This window comes from Sphingosinicella humi (genome assembly GCF_003129465.1).
GTDB classification, from domain to species: Bacteria; Pseudomonadota; Alphaproteobacteria; order Sphingomonadales; family Sphingomonadaceae; genus Allosphingosinicella; species Allosphingosinicella humi.
Window position 1 is genome coordinate 566,037 of sequence record NZ_QFFF01000001.1, and the last position, 23,270, is coordinate 589,306.

The 23,270-nt window shown below is 66.3% G+C and carries 28 protein-coding genes and 2 tRNA genes; 20 read left to right on the plus strand and 10 right to left on the minus strand.

Translation table 11 applies throughout. The features are described from left to right. Positions 1-27 precede the first annotated feature (27 nt). Positions 28-101, plus strand: a tRNA-Gly gene (locus DF286_RS02810). Positions 102-184: 83 nt separating this feature from the next. Here the strand turns inward: DF286_RS02810 and DF286_RS02815 are convergent. Beyond that, positions 185-274: transfer RNA gene (locus DF286_RS02815), tRNA-Ser, on the minus strand. A 183-nt stretch (positions 275-457) separates the two neighbouring features. On the opposite strand from DF286_RS02815, the gene hspQ reads away from it, so the two are divergent. The 4 genes from hspQ (at position 458) to DF286_RS02835 (ending at position 2,534) form a co-directional block, all read left to right on the plus strand. Continuing rightward, positions 458-838: a heat shock protein HspQ gene (gene hspQ, locus DF286_RS02820; RefSeq protein ID WP_109270061.1), complete on the plus strand. Its 381-nt coding sequence runs from the start codon at positions 458-460 to the stop codon at positions 836-838. A 129-nt stretch (positions 839-967) separates the two neighbouring features. Further along, entirely contained in the window at positions 968-1,492 is a 525-nt protein-coding gene (gene rplU, locus DF286_RS02825) for a 50S ribosomal protein L21 (protein ID WP_109270062.1), read from the plus strand. 25 nt (positions 1,493-1,517) lie between these two features. Further along, positions 1,518-1,790, plus strand: coding sequence for a 50S ribosomal protein L27 (gene rpmA, locus DF286_RS02830; protein ID WP_109270063.1), 273 nt, complete (start codon positions 1,518-1,520; stop codon positions 1,788-1,790). 177 nt (positions 1,791-1,967) lie between these two features. Next, positions 1,968-2,534, plus strand: coding sequence for a GNAT family N-acetyltransferase (locus DF286_RS02835; RefSeq protein WP_109270064.1), 567 nt, complete (start codon positions 1,968-1,970; stop codon positions 2,532-2,534). Positions 2,535-2,566: 32 nt separating this feature from the next. Here DF286_RS02835 and DF286_RS02840 read toward each other — a convergent pair whose 3' ends face one another. Further along, positions 2,567-3,406: a metal-dependent hydrolase gene (locus DF286_RS02840; RefSeq protein WP_109270065.1), complete on the minus strand. Its 840-nt coding sequence runs from the start codon at positions 3,404-3,406 to the stop codon at positions 2,567-2,569. A 134-nt stretch (positions 3,407-3,540) separates the two neighbouring features. Between DF286_RS02840 and DF286_RS02845 the strand changes: the two genes are divergently transcribed. The 3 genes from DF286_RS02845 (at position 3,541) to DF286_RS02855 (ending at position 6,203) form a co-directional block, all read left to right on the plus strand. Continuing rightward, positions 3,541-4,134, plus strand: coding sequence for a TetR/AcrR family transcriptional regulator (locus tag DF286_RS02845; RefSeq protein WP_109270066.1), 594 nt, complete (start codon positions 3,541-3,543; stop codon positions 4,132-4,134). Positions 4,135-4,248: 114 nt separating this feature from the next. Continuing rightward, a complete protein-coding gene (gene obgE / locus DF286_RS02850; protein ID WP_109270067.1) occupies positions 4,249-5,280 on the plus strand; it encodes a GTPase ObgE in 1,032 nt (343 codons plus the stop codon). After that, on the plus strand, positions 5,277-6,203 hold the full coding sequence (locus DF286_RS02855; protein ID WP_170303920.1) for an NAD-dependent epimerase/dehydratase family protein: 927 nt from the start codon (positions 5,277-5,279) through the stop codon (positions 6,201-6,203). The genes obgE and DF286_RS02855 overlap by 4 nt, the downstream gene beginning before the upstream one ends. A 129-nt stretch (positions 6,204-6,332) precedes the next feature. On the opposite strand, the gene DF286_RS02860 is transcribed toward DF286_RS02855, so the two are convergent. After that, positions 6,333-6,857 (minus strand): Pycsar system effector family protein, encoded by a 525-nt coding sequence (locus DF286_RS02860; RefSeq protein WP_109270068.1) that lies wholly within the window; start codon positions 6,855-6,857, stop codon positions 6,333-6,335. A 117-nt stretch (positions 6,858-6,974) separates the two neighbouring features. Here DF286_RS02860 and DF286_RS02865 point away from each other — a divergent pair, with 117 nt between their 5' ends. Genes DF286_RS02865 through DF286_RS02875 form a run of 3 tightly spaced genes read left to right on the plus strand, consistent with a single transcriptional unit; the run spans position 6,975 to position 10,518 of the window. Continuing rightward, positions 6,975-7,223: an acyl carrier protein gene (locus DF286_RS02865; RefSeq protein ID WP_109270069.1), complete on the plus strand. Its 249-nt coding sequence runs from the start codon at positions 6,975-6,977 to the stop codon at positions 7,221-7,223. Next, positions 7,220-8,461, plus strand: a complete 1,242-nt coding sequence (gene spt, locus DF286_RS02870) for a serine palmitoyltransferase (protein WP_243444692.1) — start codon at positions 7,220-7,222, stop codon at positions 8,459-8,461. Before DF286_RS02865 ends, spt begins: the two co-directional genes overlap by 4 nt. A 53-nt stretch (positions 8,462-8,514) precedes the next feature. Next, positions 8,515-10,518 carry an ATP-binding protein gene (locus tag DF286_RS02875; RefSeq protein ID WP_109270070.1) on the plus strand — a complete coding sequence of 668 codons (2,004 nt, stop codon included), beginning with the start codon at positions 8,515-8,517 and terminating at the stop codon, positions 10,516-10,518. On the opposite strand, the gene DF286_RS02880 is transcribed toward DF286_RS02875, so the two are convergent. The 3 genes from DF286_RS02880 to DF286_RS02890 are packed head-to-tail and all read right to left on the minus strand — an operon-like array spanning position 10,475 to position 12,958. Next, on the minus strand, positions 10,475-11,410 hold the full coding sequence (locus tag DF286_RS02880; RefSeq protein WP_109270071.1) for a hypothetical protein: 936 nt from the start codon (positions 11,408-11,410) through the stop codon (positions 10,475-10,477). The genes DF286_RS02875 and DF286_RS02880 overlap by 44 nt on opposite strands. 60 nt (positions 11,411-11,470) lie before the next feature. Beyond that, a complete protein-coding gene (locus DF286_RS02885) occupies positions 11,471-12,454 on the minus strand; it encodes a diacylglycerol/lipid kinase family protein (protein ID WP_109270072.1) in 984 nt (327 codons plus the stop codon). 3 nt (positions 12,455-12,457) lie between these two features. Next, the gene (locus DF286_RS02890; RefSeq protein ID WP_170303921.1) at positions 12,458-12,958 is read right to left on the minus strand and encodes a DUF2141 domain-containing protein; all 501 of its coding nucleotides are present in this window, start codon (positions 12,956-12,958) and stop codon (positions 12,458-12,460) included. A 133-nt stretch (positions 12,959-13,091) separates the two neighbouring features. Between DF286_RS02890 and lptF the strand changes: the two genes are divergently transcribed. The 7 genes from lptF to DF286_RS02925 all read left to right on the plus strand — a co-directional run bounded on the left by lptF (position 13,092) and on the right by DF286_RS02925 (position 20,596). Then, positions 13,092-14,306, plus strand: a complete 1,215-nt coding sequence (lptF, locus tag DF286_RS02895) for an LPS export ABC transporter permease LptF (protein WP_109271946.1) — start codon at positions 13,092-13,094, stop codon at positions 14,304-14,306. Then, positions 14,306-15,400: an LPS export ABC transporter permease LptG gene (gene lptG / locus DF286_RS02900; protein WP_109271948.1), complete on the plus strand. Its 1,095-nt coding sequence runs from the start codon at positions 14,306-14,308 to the stop codon at positions 15,398-15,400. The genes lptF and lptG overlap by 1 nt, the downstream gene beginning before the upstream one ends. Beyond that, positions 15,397-16,896: a lipopolysaccharide biosynthesis protein gene (locus DF286_RS02905; RefSeq protein WP_109270073.1), complete on the plus strand. Its 1,500-nt coding sequence runs from the start codon at positions 15,397-15,399 to the stop codon at positions 16,894-16,896. Before lptG ends, DF286_RS02905 begins: the two co-directional genes overlap by 4 nt. Positions 16,897-16,987: 91 nt before the next feature. Further along, positions 16,988-17,938 (plus strand): hypothetical protein, encoded by a 951-nt coding sequence (locus DF286_RS02910; RefSeq protein WP_109270074.1) that lies wholly within the window; start codon positions 16,988-16,990, stop codon positions 17,936-17,938. Positions 17,939-18,129: 191 nt separating this feature from the next. Further along, a complete protein-coding gene (locus DF286_RS02915) occupies positions 18,130-18,852 on the plus strand; it encodes a sterol desaturase family protein (RefSeq protein ID WP_243444840.1) in 723 nt (240 codons plus the stop codon). Between the two features lie 128 nt (positions 18,853-18,980). Further along, complete coding sequence (locus DF286_RS02920; protein ID WP_109271950.1) at positions 18,981-19,328, plus strand: GNAT family N-acetyltransferase; 348 nt, start codon at positions 18,981-18,983, stop codon at positions 19,326-19,328. A gap of 71 nt (positions 19,329-19,399) precedes the next feature. Next, positions 19,400-20,596, plus strand: a complete 1,197-nt coding sequence (locus tag DF286_RS02925; protein WP_243444693.1) for an N-acetyltransferase — start codon at positions 19,400-19,402, stop codon at positions 20,594-20,596. A gap of 18 nt (positions 20,597-20,614) precedes the next feature. Here DF286_RS02925 and DF286_RS15055 read toward each other — a convergent pair whose 3' ends face one another. The 4 genes from DF286_RS15055 to DF286_RS15240 form a co-directional block, all read right to left on the minus strand. Further along, positions 20,615-20,773 (minus strand): hypothetical protein, encoded by a 159-nt coding sequence (locus DF286_RS15055; RefSeq protein WP_158274603.1) that lies wholly within the window; start codon positions 20,771-20,773, stop codon positions 20,615-20,617. 64 nt (positions 20,774-20,837) lie between these two features. Beyond that, on the minus strand, positions 20,838-21,617 hold the full coding sequence (xth, locus tag DF286_RS02930) for an exodeoxyribonuclease III (RefSeq protein WP_109270076.1): 780 nt from the start codon (positions 21,615-21,617) through the stop codon (positions 20,838-20,840). A gap of 72 nt (positions 21,618-21,689) precedes the next feature. Next, entirely contained in the window at positions 21,690-22,025 is a 336-nt protein-coding gene (locus DF286_RS02935; protein ID WP_109270077.1) for a HesB/IscA family protein, read from the minus strand. Between the two features lie 36 nt (positions 22,026-22,061). Further along, positions 22,062-22,208, minus strand: a complete 147-nt coding sequence (locus tag DF286_RS15240) for a hypothetical protein (RefSeq protein WP_170303922.1) — start codon at positions 22,206-22,208, stop codon at positions 22,062-22,064. A gap of 138 nt (positions 22,209-22,346) precedes the next feature. Between DF286_RS15240 and purS the strand changes: the two genes are divergently transcribed. Together purS and purQ are read left to right on the plus strand one after the other, a co-directional pair. Next, on the plus strand, positions 22,347-22,583 hold the full coding sequence (gene purS / locus DF286_RS02940; RefSeq protein ID WP_109270078.1) for a phosphoribosylformylglycinamidine synthase subunit PurS: 237 nt from the start codon (positions 22,347-22,349) through the stop codon (positions 22,581-22,583). A 14-nt stretch (positions 22,584-22,597) separates the two neighbouring features. Beyond that, complete coding sequence (gene purQ / locus DF286_RS02945) at positions 22,598-23,263, plus strand: phosphoribosylformylglycinamidine synthase subunit PurQ (RefSeq protein ID WP_109270079.1); 666 nt, start codon at positions 22,598-22,600, stop codon at positions 23,261-23,263. Positions 23,264-23,270 lie beyond the last annotated feature (7 nt).

A 23,270-nucleotide genomic window follows, 5' to 3' on the forward strand; every position in this document is an offset into this window, starting at 1 on the left:
CCCCGTCCGGCGCGCCAGACGCGTTTCGCGGGTATAGCTCAATGGTAGAGCACTAGCCTTCCAAGCTTGTGATGCGGGTTCGATTCCCGCTACCCGCTCCACCGCTAGCCTCTGGCTCCGTCAGCGATCCTGCCCGCAAATAGGCAGGCGATTTACCCTGCCGGCACGAATCTCTGAAAAAGAATGGCGGAGAGGGTGGGATTCGAACCCACGGTACCCGCGAGGGCACAACGGTTTTCGAGACCGCCCCAATCGACCACTCTGGCACCTCTCCGCGAAGATTGGGCGGGCGCGCGTCATCCGCGGCCGGTCGATAGGCGGCGGGCTCTAGCCGAAGCTTTTCGCCTTGCCAAGCCTGTCCTGAGCGAAGGCGACGGCCCTGCCGTGCCGATGCTTCGACATCCCGCGCCGGCGAGTTCCTTGCCTCTTTTGACGCGGACCCTACATTACAGGCGTGATGCCCAGACACGAGTCCCTCCTCACCGACCTGTGGGCCGCGATCAAGGCGCCGCCGGTGACGCACGCCGAGTTCGCCATCGGCGACGTGGTCCGCCATCGCCTGTTCGACTTTCGCGGCGTGATCTTCGATGTCGACCCCGTCTTCGCCAACAGCGAGGAATGGTATGAGGCGATTCCCGAGGGCATGCGTCCGTCCAGGGACCAGCCCTTCTATCACCTGCTCGCCGAAAATGCGGAGAGCAGCTATGTCGCCTATGTGAGCCAGCAGAATCTGATCGCGGACGACGAAGGCGGACCGGTCCATCATCCCGCCATCTCGGGCATCTTCCACGGCTTTGTCGACGGCCGCTACGAGCTGCGGCGCGAACATCGCCATTAGGCGCCGGCGACGCGGCTTTGGCCGTTGACAGCTTCGCCCGCCTCCAGTAGCAGCCCGGTTTCCCGCGCGGGGCCTTTGGCCTCACGCCGATCTCGCGCGGCCAAGATTAGAAGGTATTGGAAAAGAGCCATGTTCGCAGTCGTGCGCACGGGCGGCAAGCAGTATCGCGTCGCCGCCGGAGACAAGATCGTCGTCGAGAAGCTGGCCGGCGAGGCCGGTGACACCGTCACGCTGGACGACGTCCTGCTCGCGGGCGACGGCTCCGACCTCAAGGACACCAACGGCCTTACCGTCTCGGCCGAGATCGTCGCGCAGGCGAAGGGCGAGAAGGTCATCGTCTTCAAGAAGCGTCGTCGGCACAATTACCGTCGCAAGCGGGGCCATCGCCAGCAGCACACGATCCTGAGGATCACGGCGATCGGCGACCAGAAGGCGCCAGCCAAGAAGGTCGCGCCGAAGAAGGAAGTGGCCGCTCCGGCTCCACAAGCCAAGGAAGCCGCGCCCAAGAAGGCGGCCGCCAAGAAGGAAGCGAAGCCCGTCGCCGACACGAGTGAGACGAAGGCATCGCCCAAGGCCGAAGCCAAGGAGCCGGTGAAGAAAGCCGCCACCAAAAAGGCGTCGACCAAGAAGCCCGCGGCTGATAAGAACGCGTAAAGAGATACGAAGGTAGTATTACGTCATGGCACATAAGAAGGCAGGTGGTAGCTCACGCAACGGTCGCGACAGCGCAGGCCGTCGTCTTGGCGTGAAGAAGTTCGGCGGCGAAGCGGTCGTCGGCGGCAACATCATCGTGCGTCAGCGCGGCACCAAATATTATCCGGGCGCGAACGTCGGCATGGGCAAGGATCATACCCTCTTTGCACTTACCGACGGCCGAGTCGCGTTCCGCGACGGCAAGCTTGGCCGCAAATTCGTGTGTGTAGACCCGATTATGGCGCAAGCAGCGGAATAAAGGACGATCGATAACGGGTCGTCCTTCAAGGGGCGGCCCCAGGTTCACAATCAAGAACCGACCAGAGGGAGAAGGGGCCACCCCCGTCTCCCTTTTTTGTTTCTCCCTCAAAACTGTCGCCGGCCTGTCACCCTCTTGGGCCAAGGGCCGGCGCGAGAAGGAAGAGAGGAAGAAACAATGTTCGCGAGAACCGAGAGACTGTTGTTGCGGCCGGGCTGGGCCGAGGACGCCGCCGCCCTGGCCCGCGCGATCGGCGAGGAAGCGATCGTCCGCAACCTGGCGAGCGCACCTTGGCCTTACGATCTGACCCACGCCCGGGCCTTCCTTGAAACGGAACGGCAGCCGGACGAGGCGAGCTTTCTCATCTTCCGCCGCACCAACGGCGCGCCGCGCCTGATCGGGGCGGCCGGACTCGGGCGCAGCCCCGAAGACGGTGTCGAGCTCGGCTACTGGATCTCGCGCCCGCATTGGGGCCTCGGCTATGCGACCGAAGCCGCCCGCGCGATCATCGACATCGCCCGCCATGGGTTGAGGCTGAAGAAGCTGAGCGCCGGCCATTTCCTCGACAACCCCGCCTCGGGACGGGTGCTCGAGAAGCTCGGCTTCCGGCCGACCGGCGTTATCGCATCGCGCTACAGCTGTGGCCGGGACGCCGACGCGCCGTGCAAGCTGTTCGAGCTCGACCTGTGCGCGGAGCGGACCAACGACCTGGCGTTCAATCCCTGCCTGGAGATGGCGGCCTGATGCCTCCCCGAGCTTGTCTCGGGGAGGAAAAACTACGCCACCTGCGCTGAGAGAGTTTTCTCTTCCCTCTCGATCAGCGCGCGGTCGTCGTGGTTCCAGGGGTGGAAGCCCGGCATGAAGAAGCTCGCCCAGGCGGCGAAGATCTTTCGTAACATGCCGGGCCGCACCCAGGCGAACCAGAACAGCCGCGCCCACGCTCCAGGCCCGGTGATGCCGTCCTGGCGCAGCAGCTCAAGCGAGCCCAGCGTCCGGTCGACGACGAAATTGCGGGTGACGAGCAGCATCACCTTCGCCTTCACCTTCCATCGCTTGAAGCGCGGCCAGTCGCGCGTCGCGTGGAGCCAGGTGTCGTAGGCGACACCCTTATGTTCGATCTCCTCGATCGCGTGCCAACGCCACATCGCCGCCGTCTCCGCGTCGGCCCCGGCGAGATGACGCGGGTCCCTCAGCAGCTCATGGGCAAGAATGGCGGTGAAGTGCTCCAGCGCCATGGTTGCGGCGAGGCTGGCGATCGGCGGGCGTGAGCGCACGAGATCGAGACGCCAGTCGACGCGATCCTCGAGCGCGGAAAGGTCGTAGCCCGCCTCATGCGCCCGCTTGTTGAACTGCATATGCTCGCGGCTGTGCATTACCTCCTGGGTCGTAAAGGCCTTGATCTCGGCAGCGAGCTTCGGGTTCGCGCCGTCGCGGAACAGCCTCACGCTCTCGACAAAGAAAGCCTCGCCCTTGGGAAAGGTCGCCGACAGCGCATTGTAAAGCGCCGTCGCCACCGGATCGCCGCCATTCCACCAGCGCTCGGTGCGTACGCCGCGGCCGAAACGACGGTCGCGGGGCGTGATCGTCAGATCGGAAGGTGTCGCATCGCGGGCCATACTATTCCGTTCCTTCCCGTCATCCCGGCGAAAGCCGGGATCCAAGAACACCACATTGCTGCTTTTCGCTGGACTCAGTGTTCATGGATGCCGGATCAAGTCCGGCATGACGTGTTTTAGAATTACTTACATTAATGTCAATAACACGTGAGCGCCTCAGCCCGGAGGAAAGCCGCTCCGCCGCACTTGAGGCGGCGCGACGGCTGCTGATCGAGGCGGGCCCTCAGGCCGTCACCTTGAAGGCGGTGGCGGCGGAGATCGGCAAGACCCACGCCAACCTCCTCCATCATTTCGGCTCGGCTGCGGGGTTGCAGTCGGCTCTCGCCCATCACATCGGGGAGCGGGTGACGGCCGGCATCGCCGAGGCGGTCCGCCGGGCTCGGCAGGGCGAGGCCGACGCGGGCGAGATCGTCGCGCGCACCTTCGACGCCTTCGATCGCGAGGGCGCGGGGGCGCTCGCCGCCTGGATGATCCTGTCCGGCAACCGCGATGCGTTGAACCCTATCCTGGAATCGATCCACCATCTCGTCGACCAGCTCGGCCAGGGCCATGAGGACCGGCCGGTGCACGAGACGACCCTGTGGCTGGTCCTCGCCGCGCTCGGCGATTCCTTGCTGGGCGAAGCCATGGCGGGAGCGCTGGACCTCCCGCGCGACAGAGCCCGCGACCTGGCGAGGCGGCACCTGCTCACGGCGGCCGGACTGGCGGAGGACGGGCGCAGCGGCTAGAGCGGTCGCAAACCTCCGTTCGTCCCGAGCGAAGCCGAGGGGCGTGAGTGATGACTCCATGCCCGCGCCCCTCGACCTTCGCTCGGGACGAACGATTCTGGATATTCCGTAACGATGCACTTTCTCGATCAGGCCAAGATATTCATCCGCTCCGGTGCCGGCGGCCCCGGCGCCGTGAGCTTTCGGCGCGAGAAATATATCGAGTTCGGCGGCCCCGACGGCGGCGATGGCGGCAAGGGCGGCGATATCGTGTTCGAAGCGGTCGAGGGGCTGAATACCCTCATAGACTTCCGCTACACCCAGCATTTTCGGGCGCCGCGCGGCAAGGGCGGCTCCGGCCAGAACCGGACCGGCGCCGGCGGCAACGATCTCGTCATCAAGATACCCGTGGGCACCCAAATCCTGTCCGACGACAAGGAGCATGTGCTGGCCGACTTCACCAAAGTGGGGCAGCGCATCGTCCTCCTGCGCGGCGGCGACGGCGGGCGCGGCAATGCCAGCTACAAGAGCTCGACCAACCGCGCTCCCCGCCAGCACGGCACGGGCTGGCCGGGCGAGGAGATGTGGGTGTGGCTGCGCCTCAAGCTGCTCGCCGACGCCGGGCTGGTCGGCCTGCCCAATGCGGGCAAGTCGACCTTCATCAACCAGGTCACCAACACCAAGGCCAAGGTCGGCGCCTATCCCTTCACCACGCTCCACCCGCAGCTCGGCGTCGTCAGCCATCGCGGCCGCGAGTTCGTCATGGCCGACATTCCCGGGCTAATCGAGGGCGCTGCCGAGGGCGCCGGCATCGGCGACCGGTTCCTGGGGCATATCGAACGTTGCCGAGTGCTGCTCCACCTGGTCGACGCCAATGTCGAGAATGTCGCCGAAGCCTACCGCACGGTTCGCGGCGAATTGGATGCCTATGGCGCAGGGCTCGCCGACAAGCCCGAGGTCGTCGCCCTGAACAAGGCCGACACGCTCGACGAGGAGCTGGTCGAGGCGCTCTCTGCGGAGTTGGAGGCCGAATGCGGCAAGCGCCCCCTCCCCCTCTCCGGCGCCACTGGGGCCGGCAGCGAGGCCGTGCTGGACGCCATCCTCGCCCATCTCGACGCCGAGGCGGAGCCCGAGCAGGCCGAAGGCGGCGACTGGTCGCCGCTATGAGCCCGCATCGCAAAAGCCGCACCCTCGCCATCACCGGCGGGACGGGGTTCGTCGGGCAGCATCTCCTGAAGATGGCGCTGGCGTCGGGCTATGACGTGCGTGCGCTGACGCGGGGATGGAAGCCGCCCGAGGAGGCCATCGTCTGGGTCAACGGCGCGCTCGATCGGCCGGAGAGCCTGGAGAAGCTGGCGGCCGGCGCCGATGCCGTAATCCACATTGCCGGGCTCATCAACGGCGACCGCAAGGCGTTCGAGGCCGTGAACGCGGGTGGGACAGCCGCCATGATCGATGCGGCCCGCAAGGGGGGCGTGCGACGCTTCATCCACATCTCCTCCCTCGCCGCGCGCGAGCCGGACCTCTCGGCCTATGGCTGGTCGAAGGCGAGATCGGAAAAACTGGTCGCCGCCTCCGGCCTCGAATGGACGACCATCCGCCCACCCGCCGTCTACGGACCGGGTGACCGGGAGACGCTGGAACTGTTCAGGATGGCGCGGCGCGGCTTCGTCGCCCTCCCCCCGCGCGGCCGTTTCTCGGTGATCCATGTCGAGGATTTGTGCCGCCTGATCCTGGCGGTGATCGACGAACCGGACACGATCGCCGAGACTTACGAGCCCGATGATGGTGTGCAGGAGGGCTGGGACCATAGCGACTTCGCCCGCACCCTCTGCCGCGTCTTCGACAAGCGCGCCTCGACGTGGCATATGCCCAAATTCCTGCTGCGCGGCGCCGCCGGCCTCGACCGCCTCTTCCGCCGCCAGCACGCCAAGCTGACCCCGGACCGCGTCGACTATTTCTGCCATCCCGACTGGGTCGTGGCCGCCGAACGCCGCCCACCGCACGCGCTCTGGCGGCCGGAAGTGCGGACGTCGAACGGCCTCAAGGCGACGGCCGACTGGTATCGCTCGGAGGGTTGGCTTCGCTGACTCGCGTCATCCCGGCGAAAGCCGGGACCCAAGAACATCTGCGCGCAGAGATGGAAAAGACCAGCTCATCGTCAAACGACGATTGCCCTGTTCTTGGATTCCGGCTCTCGCCGGAATGACAATTCAGTCTCAAAGGCTGTGCCGCCCATATTGAACGATGAAAGCGATGAAGCTCGCGACCAGCCCGACCAGGAAGATGCGATAGGCATAGCCCAGGAGCCGGTATTTCTTGCGGGCGAGCACGACACCGTTCTGGTAGATGTCGCGGGCCATGGTGAGGTAGATGCCCTCGTCCGTCTGCAGCCGCTCGGTGATCTGCTCGAGATAATCGTCCTCCTCCAGCTGCGTGAAGGAGCCGAAGAAGAGCAGGTTGAGCCCGCCCTTCCGCTTGTATTTGGTCGCCGGCAGCACCGCGAGCACCGCGCACACGGCCGAGAAGAAGGCCGAGGCGCCGAGGATCAGAAGCGGGATCGGCACCATCGTCCCGCGCGCCTGGCCGATGGTGATGGTGAAAATGACGAACGTCGCCGCCATCAGGATGCTCGCCTTCTGGTCCGCCATCGCCGAAAGCTGCACATGAATCATCTGCGTCGTCCGCACGAGATGCACGGCATTCGCGGGAAATCGCAATGTTTCAGGCGTTTGATCGTCCATGGCCCGCCCCTTCAAACTTCGCCCGACAATCGCATGTCGAAAGTGCCCTGCCAAGCATCCGCCCCTATTCGGCCCTATTCCCTTGGCAGAGCGTGGCAACGGACATAAAGGGCCATCATGAACGATCGAGAAGAGACCTTCGCCAAGGTGAGCGAGCTGATCGCCCCCTTCAACAAGAAGGGCGTGACGCTTGCGGAGTCGACCACCTTTGCCGGCGATCTTGAGTGGGACAGCCTCACCGTCATGGATTTCGTGGCGGCGATCGAGGACGAGTTCGACATTCTCATCACCATGAACATGCAGGCCGAGATCGAGACCGTGGGGCAGCTGGTCGACGCCGTCGAGGATCTCAGGAACGAGGAATGAGCAGCCAGCCCCTGATGCGGGAGGAGACGCCGCCGGCGGCCGATCTCTTCTCCAAGTTCGACCCGCTGATCGCCGAGCGCCAGGCGCTGCTCGACACCGGCGTGCGAGACCCTTTCGCCATCGTCATGGACAAGGTGCTCTCCCCCACTCTGGCGGTGATCCAGGGCAAGGAGACGATCCTGCTCGGCACCTATAATTATATGGGCATGACCTTCGATCCGGACGTGATCGCGGCCGGCAAGAAGGCGCTCGACGAGTTCGGATCCGGCACCACCGGCAGCCGCGTCCTCAACGGCACCTACCAGGGTCACAAGGAATGCGAGGAGGCGCTGAAGGCGTTCTACGGAACCAAGCACGCCATGGTCTTCTCGACCGGCTACCAGGCCAATCTCGGCCTCATGTCGACGCTGGCCGGCAAGGACGACTACATCATCCTCGACGCCGACAGCCACGCCTCAATCTATGACGGGTGCGCGCTTGGGTCCGCCAATATCGTCCGCTTCCGCCACAACAGCGTCGAGGACTTGGACAAACGCCTCGGCCGCCTGCCCGCCACCGGCGGTCGCCTGGTGGTGCTGGAAGGCGTCTACTCAATGCTCGGTGACATCGCGCCCTTAAAGGAGATGGTGGCGGTCGCGAAGAAGCACGGCGCCATGATCGTCGTCGACGAGGCGCACGGCATGGGCTTCTTCGGCCCCAACGGTCGCGGCGTGTTCGAGGAGGCCGGTGTCGAGGCCGACGTCGATTTCGTGGTCGGCACCTTCTCCAAGTCGGTGGGCACGGTCGGCGGCTTCGTCGTCTCGAACCATCCGAAGTTCGAGGTGCTGCGGCTCGTCTGCCGCCCCTATGTGTTCACCGCGTCGCTGCCGCCCTCCGTGGTCGCGACCGCCGCAACCTCGATCCGCAAGCTGATGCACGCCGGCGCCAAACGCGCCCACCTGTGGGAAAACAGCAAGCGCCTCCATAAGGGCCTGCGCGATCTCGGCTTCAATATCGCTACGCCCGAAGCGGAATCCGCCATCATCGCCGTGCTGCTCCCGGACCAGGACAAGACGGTGCGCATGTGGCAGGCGCTGCTGGAGCAGGGCGTCTATGTGAACATGGCTCGTCCTCCGGCCACCCCCGCGGGCATGTATCTGCTGCGCTGCTCGCTGTGCGCGGAACATTCGTCCGAACAGGTCGGCCACATCATCGACATGTTCGCCGCCGCCGGCCGCGCGACCGGTTGTATTGCCTAGAACGACCAAGCACCTTTCCACGAGTCGGGGCTTCATTTAGGATGGAGCCCGCTATGGCGGAGGATGAGATCGACGTCGCGCCGGAGGAACGGTCCGGCACCTGGCGGCGCGGGTGGGCCAGCGCGGGCGCAATCGTCGCGACCATAGCGCTTATCCTGCTGGTCGTGATGGTCACGTTCAGCAACCGCGCTCGCGACGAGGCGCTTCAATGGGAGCGCCACACCTATGACGTGATGCTGCTGACCCGCACCGTCGACGCCACCATGGCCCGGTCGGAGGCGGCGCTCGGGCGCTACGTGCTGGACGAGGAGCAGGCGACCGGCACCATCTATTATAATGAATGGCGCCGCGCGGGACGACAGATCGGCCAGCTTCATCGTCTCGTCCGCAGTCCCGAGCAGCGCGAGCTGGTCGAGGAACTGCGGCGGCTCTACGAGGCGCGGGGCCAGGAGCTCGCCGCCGCCGCCCGCGCAGCCGCCAGCAAGCAGGACAGCGGCGGCGTTCCCCTCTTCTATCAGGCCGGCATGACGCAGACGGGGCCGGCGCTGCGCTCCAAGCTCGATCAGATTGCCGCAAACGAGCAGGAGAATCTGGTTGAGCGCATGGCGCAGACACGCATGTTCGACGAGGAAGCGGACAAGTTCACCGAGTGGCTGGGCTGGCTGGCCGTCCTCATCGGCGGCGCCGCGATCGTCCTCGGGCTGCTCGCCTATCGGGCGCTTGCCGAGCGGCTGATCGCCCGGCGGGAGGCCGACAGCGAATCGAGCCGCGCCATGGCACTGGAACATGCGGTGCAGGAGCGCACGCGCGAGCTGCGCGACGCCAACGATCGTCTCCGCGCCGAGGCGGCCGAACGGGCCGCGGCGGAGGCGCAGCTCCGCCAGGTCCAGAAGATGGAGGCGGTCGGCCAGCTGACCGGCGGCATCGCCCACGATTTCAACAATATGCTCGCCGTCATCGTCGGCGGGCTCGATCTCGCCAAGCGCAAGCTCAGCGGCCCCAAGCGGGAGGTCGAATTCCATCTCGACAACGCCATGGAGGGAGCGACCCGCGCCGCCGCCCTCACGCGCCGCCTATTGGCCTTTGCCCGCTCCGAAGCACTGGAGCCCCAGGGGACGGCGCCGGCGGAGTTGATCGAGAATATGCTCGATCTGGTGGATCGTTCTATCGGCGAACGGGTGACCGTGCGCACCCGCTTCGCCGAGGAGCCGTGGCGTGTCTGGGCGGACCCCAATTTGCTCGAGAACGCGATCCTCAACCTCTGCGTCAACGCTCGCGACGCGATGGAGGGCGAAGGCGAACTCGGCATCGCCATCGACAATGTCGTGCTCGGTCCGGGCGAGGTGGGCGAGCTGGAGCCGGGCGATTATGTCCGCATCAGCGTCTCCGACACCGGCCACGGCATCGCGCCGGAGCATCTCGAGCGGGTTTTCGAGCCGTTCTTCACGACCAAGCCGGTGGGCAAGGGCACGGGCCTTGGGCTCAGCCAGATATTCGGCTTTGCCCGCCAGTCCGGTGGCGACGTCACCATCGACTCGACGCAGAATGTGGGCACCACCGTCGCAATCTATCTGCCGCGCTCGACCCGCGTGGAGGAAGAGCGCGTCGAGACGGCGCCGGTGCCGAAGCGGGACGAGCCCGCCGCCGCTGCGGCCGGGACCACGATCCTGGTCGTGGAGGACGATCCCCGCGTCAGCCGCTCGACCGTGGGCGCGCTCGAGGAGTTGGGCTATTCTCCCATCGCCTGCGGCAGCGGCCGCGAGGCGCTGGAGATATTGGAGAAAAATCGCGACATCGAGCTCCTCATCACCGACGTGATGATGCCCGAGATGACGGGCCCCGAGCTGGTCCGCATCGTCGCCGAGCGCTATCCCGAAATCGCCGTGCTCTTCGTTACCGGCTTTGTCGGCGAGGCCGGCGAGGCCGACGAGCTGACCGGCCATGATCTGCTGAGAAAGCCGTTCACCGTACTGGCCCTGTCCGACGCCGTCACCGCGGCGCGCGCTCGCCGGGTCAGCGGATCGCACCCCGCTTCAGCAACCGCGGCAGCAGAGTGACCGCCCCGAGCAGCGGCCAGCGCCGCTGCCACGGCTTGAGGACGATGTCGGTCCCGGCGTGGCGGTTGATCTTCCAGGCGAGATAGTCAGCGCCCCCGGCGAAGGTGAAGCTGGCCTTGGCGAGGCGCAGTACCGACAGAGCCTTGCCCGCCCGCCGCCGCCGAGCCCAGCGCTGCGCCGCCCGCCGCCGCTCCCGCTCCGACGCCGGGTTCAGGTGCAGGGCGTCGCCAACCAGCGAACCGAGGCCCGCCGCCTCGGCTGCGGGGCCGGTGAAGTGGCGGTAGCGCTCCGGATCGGCCTCGACGACTGAGACCGCCCGCCCTTGGCGCTCGGCCCGAAGCTCGGCCGAATAGGTCAGCGCGAACGCCTGCCGCCATAGGACGAGGGGATCGACCATTCCTCCGCCCAGCAGCGGCGCGGCCTCGCCGAGCAGAGTCGGCGCCGCGAGGGCAATGGCATCGGCGGCGCTGATCCCTGCCGCCTCGTCGGCTGCCCACACTAGGCGCGAAGGCTGGGCGAAGCGCGCCCACACCGAGACGCTGAGCGTCCGCGGTCCGTTCAGCCGGATGAAGTCGGCCTCGCTCAGCACCGCATATTTGGCGGCGAGCCCTTGATGCTCGAAAGGGAACACGTTGGGCGGCACCGCGCGGTTCGCCCGCGCCAGCCAGCGCTTTCCATAGGCGGCCTCATAGCTGGAGACGATCAGGTAGAAATCGAGCATCTGGCCGTCGAGCTCGGCCGTCCTGAGGCAGGAGCCGTAGAACAGCACCGCCCGCGCCGTCCCAGGATAGAGGGCCGCCAGCGCCGCCGCCATCTGGGTCACGCGCGGATCGACAGGCTCCGCCAGCTCGGCGGCGACAAGGCTGCGAAGGGTGTCCGACCCGGAGTCCATCACTTCGCCCTACACAGCCGCCCGCGCCAACGGGAGCCCCGTTGACGACAGTCGCTTGCCTTACGCAGCCAATTTCAGGAACGGCACCGGCGGGGTCGGTGTCAGAACGATGGGTCGCCCGAGGCTTGCTTCGAACAGCTCGCCGTCGAGGATGACGCTCGAATGGTCGCCCTCGATGCGGATTTCGTCGCCGCGCTCGAGATGAACGCCGGAAAGGTGGCTCCGCCAGAGCTGACCCCGGAGCGCTGCCACGAGCGCGCGGAAGAGGACGCCCCTCTTGCCCTCGATCGCCATCAGCTGCATCGCCCCCAACGGCTGGCTCGCGCCCGGCAGCTTCCCGCTCAACAGTAGCCGCTGCAGGGTCGTCACGAGCAGCACGGCGAACTGGCCCTGCAGCTCACCCTGCTTCAGCACCGATACCTTCACCGGCGCCGGCCGGGGCGGAAGGAAAGCGCCGCGGATGCCGAACAATATGGCCAGGATCGCCGCAACCGCGGCCACCAAATGGCTGAGGCTGTTGGGAAGGCCCAGCGGATAGATTTTGTGACGGCAGTAGAGCATCGTGTCGGCGAGCCCGGCGCCGCCCAGGAACATGCCGAGCACCGGTCGTGCGCCGACGCTGCCGTCGGATAGCTGGATCAGCTCCCGGCTGACGATGTGCGGGGCCATGTCGCCGCGGGCGAGCTCAAGTACCCGCTTCAGCGCCTTGAGCGGGTCGCCCTCGGCGCCAAGGTCCAGCGCGATGAGGTTGGTCTTGCCGTTGGGCAGCACCGCGACCGGCGGGGGTCCGTCCTTGCTGCCGCCGAAATGCCCGCCATGGTGCAACTCGGTCAGCGCCGCCTGCACCGTGCCATCGCCGCCGTTGATGACCAGCACCTTGGGCTTCACCCGCGCGATCGTCTTCAGCGCTGTGCCGATCTGATCGACATGCTCCACCTCATAGTGGAAAATGTCGCGATGCTGGGCACAAAAGCTCCTCACCTCGGGCAGCAGCGACCGGTTGCCGGTCGAGTGCGGATTGGAGAGGAGGGCGACGCGGGCCATGGCCTAGTTGTGGCGGACCGGCCCGACCGAGAGGCCGCGGCGATAGTTGAGCACCACATCGACCGGCTTCACGCCGTCGCCGACGCTGATCGCCACTTCCTGATATTTGGGCTTCAGATCGAACAGCGAGATGCTCGGGTTGCGTGAGAAGCCGCCACCGTCGTTCCAATCGGAGCCGTTGCCCTTGGTGTCGTGGCGGACGGCGATGGCATAGGTGCCGGCCTTGGGCGCGGCGACGCAGACCCGCATCGGGCCCGAGCGGGTGACCGGCAGATCGATGCGGCGCAGCCACTCGCCTTTTTGAAGGAATTTGGAATTCGCGGGATAAAGCTGGACGCGCACTCGCCCGTCGCGATTCTTGAAACCGTCGACGTTGACGAGGAAGGCAGGTTCGCTCGCGCCCGGCCGACAGGATGCCGCATCGGGACCGAGCGCCGCCTGAGCCGCGGCCGGAGCCACGATGGCGAGAGCGCCGACGACGATGGTAGACATCAGTTTGAACATGACCAGATCGCTCCTGACAGCTATAGCCACGCGCTGTTCGCGGTCGTGGCTCGGTTGTCTCAAGCCCCCATGCATCGCTAGATCGGCTACTCTTGCGGCCAAAATGTGGTCATGGGGCGTCTAAAAGTTGAGCATCGGCACGCTAACCGACCGGTATCTCGCCAGATTGATCGTCGTCCCGCTGGTGGCGACGCTGGTGCTGTCGGCGATGCTGCTGTTGCTCGAGAAGATGCTGCGGCTGTTCGATTTCGTCGTCAGCGAAGGCGGGCCGGTCGGTGTCGTCTGGCGGATGCTGGCCAACACCATCCCCGAATATCTGGGCCTCGGCATCCCGATCGGCCTGATGCTCGGCATCCTGCTCGCCTTCCGCCGGCTGGCTCTGTCGTCGGAGCTGGACACGCTCCGCGCCGTCGGGCTCAGCTACGGTCGGCTACTGAGGGTGCCCTACATGTTCGCGGCCGCGCTGATGGCGCTCAATCTCGGCATCGTCGGCTTCGTCCAGCCCTACGCCGAATATGCCTATGACAGCCTGGAGTTCGAGCTTCGCTCCGGTGCGCTGGGCGCCTCGATCAAGGTCGGCGAGTTCAACCGGCTTGGCGAGCGCATGACCCTCCGGGTCGAGCGCAGCGAGGACGAAGGGCGCGACCTGCACGGCGTCTTCGTCCGGGCGGAGGCGAGCGATGGGCGCACGCTGGCGGTGACGGCCGACCAGGGCACCTTCCTCGCCACCGACGATCCCGACACCATCATCCTTCGCCTGACCGAGGGCCGCCTTGTCCACGATTCCCCGAGCTACAGGGCGCCGCGCGTCCTCAGCTTCGAGCGCCACGATCTGCCGATCGATCTCCCCACGATCGAGGCGTTTCGCGGCCGCGGCGACGACAATGACGAGCTCACAATCCCGGAGCTGGTCCGCATCGGCGGCAGCGACGAGACGCCGGAAGAGCTGCGCAACCGCGCCCGCGCCAATTTCCACTTCCGCCTGGTCGAGGTGGTGATGATGGCGCTGCTGCCGCTGCTCGCCGTAGCGCTCGCCGTGCCGCCCAAGCGCAGCACGTCCGGCCTCGGCATCTTCATCTCGATCGTGATGGTCGTCACCTATCACAAGATCAACCAATATGCCGAGCAAATGGGCGCCCAGGGCCGCATCGATCCCACCCTCGCCCTCTGGACTCCGTTCGTGGTCTTCGCCGCCCTCATCGTCTGGATGTACTGGACCTTGGCGCACAAACCCGGAGGCCAACCCATTGGAGCCCTCGAGAGGGCCTTTGCCAAGGTCGCGAAGGCGATCGGCCGGCTGCTCGGCTTTGGCCGGCGGCGGAGGCGAAGGCTGCAGCCTGCCGAATGATCAACGTCCAGTTCTTCCCCTCGCGGCGTATCGCGCTCTACATGGCCAAGACGTTCGTCTTGCGCAGCCTGGCGGTGCTCGTCGCGCTCATCCTCGTGCTGCAGACGCTGGATCTTCTGGGGGAGTCGGGCAAGATCCTGGCCCAGCCCGGCAATAGCGACAGCGATCTTTGGTATTATGTGTCGCTGCGCTTCCCGCAGCTGGTCGCGCGTTTCCTGCCTTTCTCGGTGCTGCTCGGGACGCTGATCACCTTGGCGACCATGAATCAGAACAGCGAGATCGTCAGCATGAAGGCGGCCGGCATCTCGGCGCACCAGATCATCGCGCCGCTGGTGGCGGCGAGCGTCCTCATCGCCGGCATCTCCTTCATCTTCAACGAACGGGTCGTCACTCGGGCGACGGCCACGCTCAACGACTGGCAGGCCGTGAAATACGGCCCGCTGGAGAGTAGCAACGGTATCACCACCAACGCCTGGGTGCGCGATGGCGACGACCTCATCCTGGCCGAGCGCGTGACGGGCAGCGGCGCCGGGACGCGGCTCCACGACATCAGCCTCTTCGACCGTTCCGGCGGACGGCTGATCGCCGTCATCACCGCCGAACGCGCCCGGCCGGCGGATGGGGGCTGGCTTCTGGAAGAGGTCGAGCGCTTCGACGTCAATACGACCACGGCGGTTCAATCACCCACCATGATCGCCGCGCGCGGGGTCGAGCCCGATCAGTTCACCCTGTCCGACGTGAGAGCCGACGAGCAGGGCTTCGCGACCCTGATAGACTCCATCAAGGACCTGAAGGCCGCCGGCTTCCCCACCGAAGCGCTGGAGGCCGGCCTCTGGCACAAGATCTCCGGCCCCTTGTCGGCGGTGCTGATGCCGCTGCTCGCCGCGGTGGCGGCCTTCGGCCTCGCCCGCTCCGGCCAGCTGTTTCTGCGCGCGGTGCTCGGGATGGCGCTGGGCTTCGCTTATTTCGTCGTCGACAATTTCGCGCTCGCGATGGGGAATCTGGGCGCCTATCCGCCGCTGCTCGCGGCGTGGGCGCCGTTCGGGTTGTTCCTGCTCATTGGAGAGACGGTGCTGATCCGGACGGAAGAGTGAGCGACATCACGCGGGGGGATGTGGCGCGAGGCGCGGGCTTGGCAGGGCTGGCCCGGGCGGGCGCCCTGATCGAAGCGCTGGCCCAGCCGCTCTTCATCTGGCTGTTCGGCCTCGCTACTTACGGCCTCTACGTCGTGCTGTGGGGCGCGATCAACCTCGTCTCCAACATCGTCGACCTGTCCATGACCAGCGCCCTGCAGCGGGTCGTTCCCACGATCGACGAGGAAGAGCGGGCGCATGGCGCCGTCAAGTTCGCGCTGCTCGTCTCGGTCCTGCCGGCGACGCTGATCGCCGCGCTGGTGGCGCTCAATGCCGAGGCGGTGGCGGGCCTCGTCTCGGCGGCGCCGGAAGATCAAGGCGCTTTGCCGCAGGCGATCCGCCTCTTCGTCTGGGCCCTGCCGCTGTGGACCTTCATCGAGGTCGCGACCTCGGCCGCCCGCGCGCGCCGCGCCTTCGGCCCGGAGATACGCCTGCGCATCTTTTGGGAGCAGATCGCCCGCATCGCCTTCGCCGTCCTGTTCTTCGCCGTCGGATTTGACAGCATCGGTCTGATGACCGCCCACCTATGCTCACTGGCGCTGACTGCCGCGCTGTGCGTCCCTCTCCTCGCCCGCTATTACGATCTTCGCCTGCTCCTCCGCGCGTCCATGGGTGGAACGATGGCACGAACGCTGCTCGCCTCCGGCCTCGCTCTCCTTCCCGCCAACCTGTCGCGCCGCCTGCTGATCGATGCGCCGCCGGTGGTGCTCAACCTGCTGCTACCGGGCGCCCGCGGCGCCGTCGCCGCCGGCCTGTTCGAAATTGCGCGGAAGATTTCCACGGTTCCGCTCGTCGTGCGGCAGGCGTTCCAATATGTGATGGCGCCGCTGGCCTCTGCGCAGGCGCGGGCGGACCGGGGCGCGCTCGGGCCGCTCTACCGTTTCGCCAGCCGGGTCTCGACGGCGCTGGTGGTGCCGCTTGCGGGGCTTCTCGTCTTCGCCGGCGCAGACATATTGAGCGTTTATCGGCCCGAGGCGGCGGCCGCCCTCCCCCTCCTCCACGTCCTCGTCACCGCCCGCGCGATCGAGGCGATCGTCGGCCCGGCCACGCCGATCGTCGAGATGACCGGCCACCGCCTGCTCCCGGTCGTCAACAGCTTCGCCGGAGTCGCGCTTTGGGCCACCCTCGTCGCCTGGCTGGTGCCGCCAATGGGCGCGATGGGCATGGCGTTGGCGGTCGGCGCCGCGACGCTGCTCATCGCCTATGCCGCGACGATGGAACTCCGCCTCAGCGACGGCCTCTCCCCGTTCGACCGCAAGCTCGCCCTCGCGCTCGCTATAGCCGTTGCTGGCGTCGGCCTAATGGCGCTCGCCGAGCATCTGACCCAGGGCCCCGCCCGCTTCGCCGCGGTGCTGACGCTCTGGGCCCTCACCAGCTGGTGCGCGCTCCGCTTCGGCCTCCAGCGCAGCGACCGCGAGGCGTTCGGCACCGTCGCGCGAAAGCTGCGGCTCGTCTGACCCTTGACCCTCGCCCGCCTTTCGGGCTTCATCACGGGGCCGGACCGATGCCGGCCCGTAAGCGTCTCCCGAATCACCGCCGGAGATCGCCATGCGAACAGCCCTCGCGACCCTTGCGCTGACGCTCCTCGCCACGTCCGCCGCCGCGCAAGAGCGGACCGAAACCCCACCCGGCACAAAGGTCGACGCCGACACGATCGTCGTCACAGGCAGCGCGATCAGCGATGATGCCGTCGCCGAGTTCGTGAAGGCGGTGACCGTCGAGGCGGAGGGCGGCCAGCTCGCCGCCTTCCATGCGCCGGTTTGCCCGAAGAGCTTCGGGCTTCCCGAGGCTTTCAATGCGGTGATCGAGGATCGCATCCGCGCGGTTGCCCGAGATGCCGGCATCGAAGTGGCGGACGCGGATTGCCGGGTGAATATCGCGGTGTTCGTCGCCGACGACGGCTCGGAGCTGATCGCGCGGCTCCGCGCCGAGCATCCGTCCATGTTCGCCGGGCGCGACGCGTCGGACAACCGGGGGCTGGTGCTCCAGGATGGGCCGGTACGGGCGTGGCAGGTGCTCGACGCGCGGGGATCGGATGGACGGCTCGTGCGGCGGGTTAACTTCGTCGACGCGCGGGCGCTGCCAAGAGGCAAAGTGCTCTTCCTTCCACGAGGCAAGGTCGTCGACGGAGTGGTTTCCTCCAAGCTCACGCGTCCGCTACGGCAGGATCTGGCGCTTTCCTATGTTGTCATCGACGTGGGCGCCACGGATGGCCTCAGCCTCGCCCAGATCGGCGATCACGCCGCCATGCGCGCGCTGGCGCAGACCGATCCGGAGGCAGCGGCGGCGACGGGGCAGCCGACGATCCTCAGCCTCTTCGCCGATCGCGGGGCGGGACGGTCGCCAGTGGAGGCGATCACGGATTGGGACAAAGCTTTCCTCAAGTCGCTCTACGAGACCCGGCGCACCGTTTCGGCCGGCCTGCAGCGCTCGAGCATGACGCGGATCGCCAGGGAGGCGCTCGCGGCGGGAGAGCCCGAATCGGACGACACGGACTGAACGCGAACGGACAGGCTCTTGCCCTTCCGCCGCCCAGAAACCGCCTTATTGCCAATTCATGACTGAGACACATATTGAGCGGCACAAAGCGGATCCCGATGTCCGCGCCGTCTTTTCGAGGAATTGGTAAAGTGAAGATCGCCCAGTCCCCGCGCCCGGCCTTCTGGCGCCGCTCGCATCATCTCGACAAGATGACGTTCAGGGAGCTGGTGATCGCCTATGTGCAGTATCCGGCGATCATCGGCTATGTGCTGCTGTCGCTGATCGCGATCGGCCTCTTTGCCTGGAAGCCGGCGCCTGTCGTCCCGACGCTGCTCGCCGTCGGCGTCGCCTCGCTCGTCTATCCGCTCGTCTGGTATATGCTCCACCGCTGGGTGCTGCACAGCCAGTGGATGTTCAAGGTGCCCTTCCTCGCCTCGACCTGGAAGCGCATCCATTACGATCATCACCAGGACCCCAATCACCTGGAAGTGCTGTTCGGCGCGCTGCACACGACGGTGCCGACCATCGCGCTGGCGACGGCACCGGTCGGTTACGCCATCGGCAGCTATTGGGACGCCGGCTTCGGCGGCGCCTGCATCGCCTTCGCGACCGGGCTGCTGACGACCTGTTTCTACGAGTTCGTCCACTGCATCCAGCATCTCGCCTACAAGCCGAAGTCCAAATGGATCGCGGAGATGAAGAAGCGCCACATGGCTCATCATTTCCACGACGAGAACGGCAATTACGGCATCACCACCTTCTTCTGGGACAAGGCCTTCGGCACCTTCTACGACCGCTCCGAGCGGCCGGAGAAGAGCCCGACCGTGTTCAACCTCGGCTACACGCCGGAGGTCGCGGACAAGTGGCCGTGGGTCGCGCGGCTGTCAGGCGGCGTCGCAACCGGGCACCCGAGGAAGCGCGGCGAGGACTGAGCCCCGCGGCCGGCCTTGGCTGGAGCCGGCCGAGATACGAGAGTAGGCTTGGAGTCTGACCTGCCTGAGCGGGTCCAGGCGTCCGCGACGACGCGGAAAAACCCGTGCGCGGGCATCTCGAGGTGGCCATGACGAAGAGTGAGACAGTCCATCCGGTCCGAGACAATGTGGACCGCAAGAGGTTCGAGATCGATCTCGGTGACGGCACCTTTGCCTTTGCCGATTACAATCTTCTCACCGGCAAGATCATGTTCACCCACACGGAGGTGCCGGAAGCCCATGAAGGCCAGGGGCTCGGCAGCGCCTTGATCCGCGCCGGCCTTGAGGCCGCCCGCGAGCGCGGCCTGAAGGTCATTCCGATCTGCCCATTTTTCGCCGCCTACATGCAAAAGCATGCGGAGGAGCATGATCTGCTCGACGCCGCCTGGCGGGCGCGTTTCGGGCTGGAAAGCAGCACAAACCCGCCGAGCGCCTAATAGAGGCGTCGCGGCACCGGCCCACTTTAGGAGGCCGTGACAGGGCGAGGCGAGCGCGCTACCAGCGGCGCATGAACAAGCCCTCCCCCGGCCCCTCCCGCGCGCGGGAGGGGAGCGCGAGCAGCATCACCGTGCGTCCCGTCGACGGGGCGGGCGACACCAAGGCCTTCGTCAAGCTCGCCTGGGACTTGAACCGGGACGACCCGCACTGGGTGCCGCCGCTCAAGGCGGAGGTGCACGGCCTGCTCGATCCGGGCTCCAACCCCTGGTTCGAGCATGGCGAGGCCCGCTTCTTCCTCGCCGAGCGGGACGGCAAGCTCGTCGGCCGCATCTCGGCCCAGGTCGACCAGCTGGTGCTTGCGGCGCCGGCGGAGCGGGGCGGCGGGTCGGGAACCGGGCAATGGGGCATGCTGGAGGCAGCCGACGAAGCGGTCGCCCATGCGCTGATCGATTGCGCCGAGGAATGGCTGCGCGGCCGCGGGATGACCCGTTCACTCGGGCCCTTCAGCCTCTCCATCTGGGACGAGCCGGGCCTCCTGGTGCGCGGCTTCGATCATTCGCCGACGGTGATGATGGGGCACAACAAGGCCGACTATGAAGGCTGGGTGGAGAGCGCCGGCTATCGCGGCGTGAAGGACCTCTTCACCTACGATCTCGACGTCACCCAGACCATGCCGCCGCTGGTTCAGCGCATCGTCTCGATGGGCGAGCGCAACGAGCACATCGAGGTGCGGAGGGTCGACAAGTCCCGCTTCGACGAGGAGGCGGCGATCATCCTCGGCATATTGAACGACGCCTGGTCCGACAATTGGGGCTTCATTCCCCTGACCGACGCGGAGATCGCCTATGCCGGCAAGAAGCTGAAGCCGATCGTCTTCGAGGATTTGATCCGCATCGCCGAGGTGGACAGGGAGCCGGTGGCATTCATGATCACCCTGCCCGACCTCAACGAGCTGACCCGCGACTTCGACGGCCGCCTCTTCCCTTTCAACTGGGCGAAGCTGCTGTGGCGCCTCAGGAACCCGAAGGTGAGGACGATGCGAGTGCCGCTGATGGGGGTGGTGAAGCGACTGCAGACGAGCCGCCTCGCCAGCCAGCTCGCCTTCATGATGATCGAATATATCCGCCGCGACGCGATCGCCCGCTACGGCGCAGTGCGGGGCGAGATCGGCTGGATCCTCGACGACAATATGGGCATGCGCTCGATCGCCGAGACGATCGACAGCCACGTGAACCGCATCTACCGTATCTACGAAAAGACCCTCTGACGACGGCCGTAAGTAACGCTACCTGAACAGAAGGAAGCCTCCCAATATCAGGCCGACGAGGAAAATAAGTGGTGATATGGCAGCAAAGAATCCGGCGACACCGCCGCGTTCTTTTCGAATGTTCTCGACGAATCCCACCCAAAACCAATCCACTACCCACCCGAGAATGTCCGCCATCATCCACTCATATCTCCCTCACGCTGGTCCCAGTGAACTAGAGGCGTGATCTGACGCGGGCCGTTCAGCTGTCCAGCGTCACCCAGGTCGGCGCGTGGTCGCTCGCCTTTTCCCGGCCGCGATACTCCTTGTCGACGCCGGCATCGAGGAGGCGGTCGGCGGCCTGGGGCGAAAGCAGGAGATGGTCGATGCGGAAGCCGGCGTCGCGCGGCCAGCAGCTGGCCGTATAGTCCCAGAAGGTGTAGACGGCGCCTTCGGGATAGCGGACGCGGATGGCGTCGGTCCAACCCTGGTTGACGATGGTGCGAAACGCCGCCTGGCTTTCCGGCTGCATCAGCGCGTCGTTGGCCATAGCGCGGCGGGAGAAGACGTCGTCATGGGTGGTGGTCGGGATGACGTTCCAGTCGCCCGCGAGGACGACCGGAACCTCTTCCGCGAATAACGCCCCGGCATGCGCCCCGAGCCGCTCCAGCCAGGCGAGCTTGTAGTCGAACTTGGGGCCGGGCTGCGGATTGCCGTTGGGAAGGTAGATGGAGGCGACCACGACCCCGTCGACCTCGGCCTCGATATAGCGGCTGTGAGTGTCATCGGGATCGCCAGGAAGGCCCATGCGGCGGAGCTTCGGCTCCATCTCGCGCGCCAGGATGGCGACGCCGTTGAATCCCTTCTGGCCGTGCCAGACCGCCTTGTAGCCGGCGGCCTCGATATCGGCCGCGGGAAAGTTCTCGTCGGCGCTCTTCAGTTCCTGGAGACAGACGATGTCGGGCGTCTGCTCTTCCAGATATTCGAGCAGCCGCGGCAGCCGGGCGCGGATGCCGTTCACATTATAAGTGACGATCTTCATGGGGAGGGCTTAGCCTTTTCCGCCGTCGCGGCGAAAGCCGGAATCCGGCCTCTACTTGCGCCAGCCAGAAGATCAGATCGAAAAGCTCGTTCCGCAGCCGCAGCCCGAAGCCGCGTTGGGGTTGGTGACCTGGAAGGAGGCGCCGCCCAGCGATTCGACGAAATCGACGGCGCTGCCGCGCACCAAGTCCAGGCTGACCTCGTCGACGACGAGCGTGACGCCGTCCCGGACCGCGGTCGTGTCGCCCGCCTCGACCGCATCGGCGAGGCCGAAGCGATACTGGAACCCGGCGCAACCGCCACCGTCCACTGCAAGACGAAGAATCGGGGCCTTCCCCTGCTTCTGCGCGATCGCGGCCACGCGCGCGGCGGCGGAAGGCGTAATGTCGATTTCAGCCGTTTCGATCATGCTTCCGAGATAGGAGGCCCGCCACGAAGGGGCAAGCTAACGGGTGCGGTAGCCGCAGATGATGCCGAACAGGAACGCCATGAACAGCGCCAGCCGGACATTGCCCTCGGGATCGCTCCAGCCGAGCAGTTCGGCTCCGAAGCCGAACAGCGCGATGAACATAGTGAGCGCCAAACCCATCATGGGCCGCCTCCCGGAGTTGCGACGAACCAAACCGCCGCTCAATGCCACAACAATGTAAACTCCGAGTGAAAAGCTTGTGCCGCGCGCGCCTTGCGGCCATAGAGCCGCCAACCCCCGCACAGCCCAGTGGAGACCCCGATGAAGACCCGCGTTTACGTCACGCTCAAGAACGGCGTTCTCGATCCGCAGGGTAAGGCGATCCATCACGCGCTCGAGGGACTCGGCTTCTCCGGCGTCAACGACGTGCGCGCCGGCAAGCTCATCGAGCTCGACCTTGAAGAGAGCGTCAGCGACGCCGACATCGAGGCCATGTGCCGCAAGCTCCTCGCCAATACGGTGATCGAGAATTTCCGCATCGAGCGCGCTGCCGCCTGAAGGAACAAGCCGACATGAAAAGCGCCGTCATCGTCTTTCCCGGCTCCAACTGCGATCGCGACCTCGCCGTCGCCCTCCGCGACGTGAGCGGCGAAGCCCCGGCCATGATCTGGCACCGGGAGACGGAACTGCCGGAGGGACTCGATCTCATCGCCATCCCGGGCGGCTTTTCCTATGGCGACTATCTGCGCTCCGGCGCGATGGCGGCGCAGTCGCCGGTGATGCGCGCGGTGAAGGAGGCGGCCGAGCGCGGCGTCTCCGTCCTCGGCGTCTGCAACGGCTTCCAGATCCTGACCGAGACGGGGCTCCTCCCCGGCGCGCTGATGCGCAATGCCGGCATCAACTTCGTCTGCCGCAACGTGCCGCTGAAGGTCGAGAACAGCCAGTCGGCCTTCACCAGCCGCTACCAGGCGGGCGAGGCGATCACGATCCCCGTCGCCCATCATGACGGCAACTACACCGCCGACGAGGAGACGCTCGACCGGCTGGAGGGCGAAGGCCGCGTGGTCTTCCGCTACCAGGACGAAGTGAACGGCTCTGCCCGCGACATCGCCGGCATCGTCAACGAGGCGGGCAATGTGCTCGGCATGATGCCGCACCCCGAGCGGATGATCGAACCCGCCCATGGCGGCACCGACGGCCGCCGCCTGTTCGAGGGGCTGATCGAGGCGCTGGCCTGAACGGCCC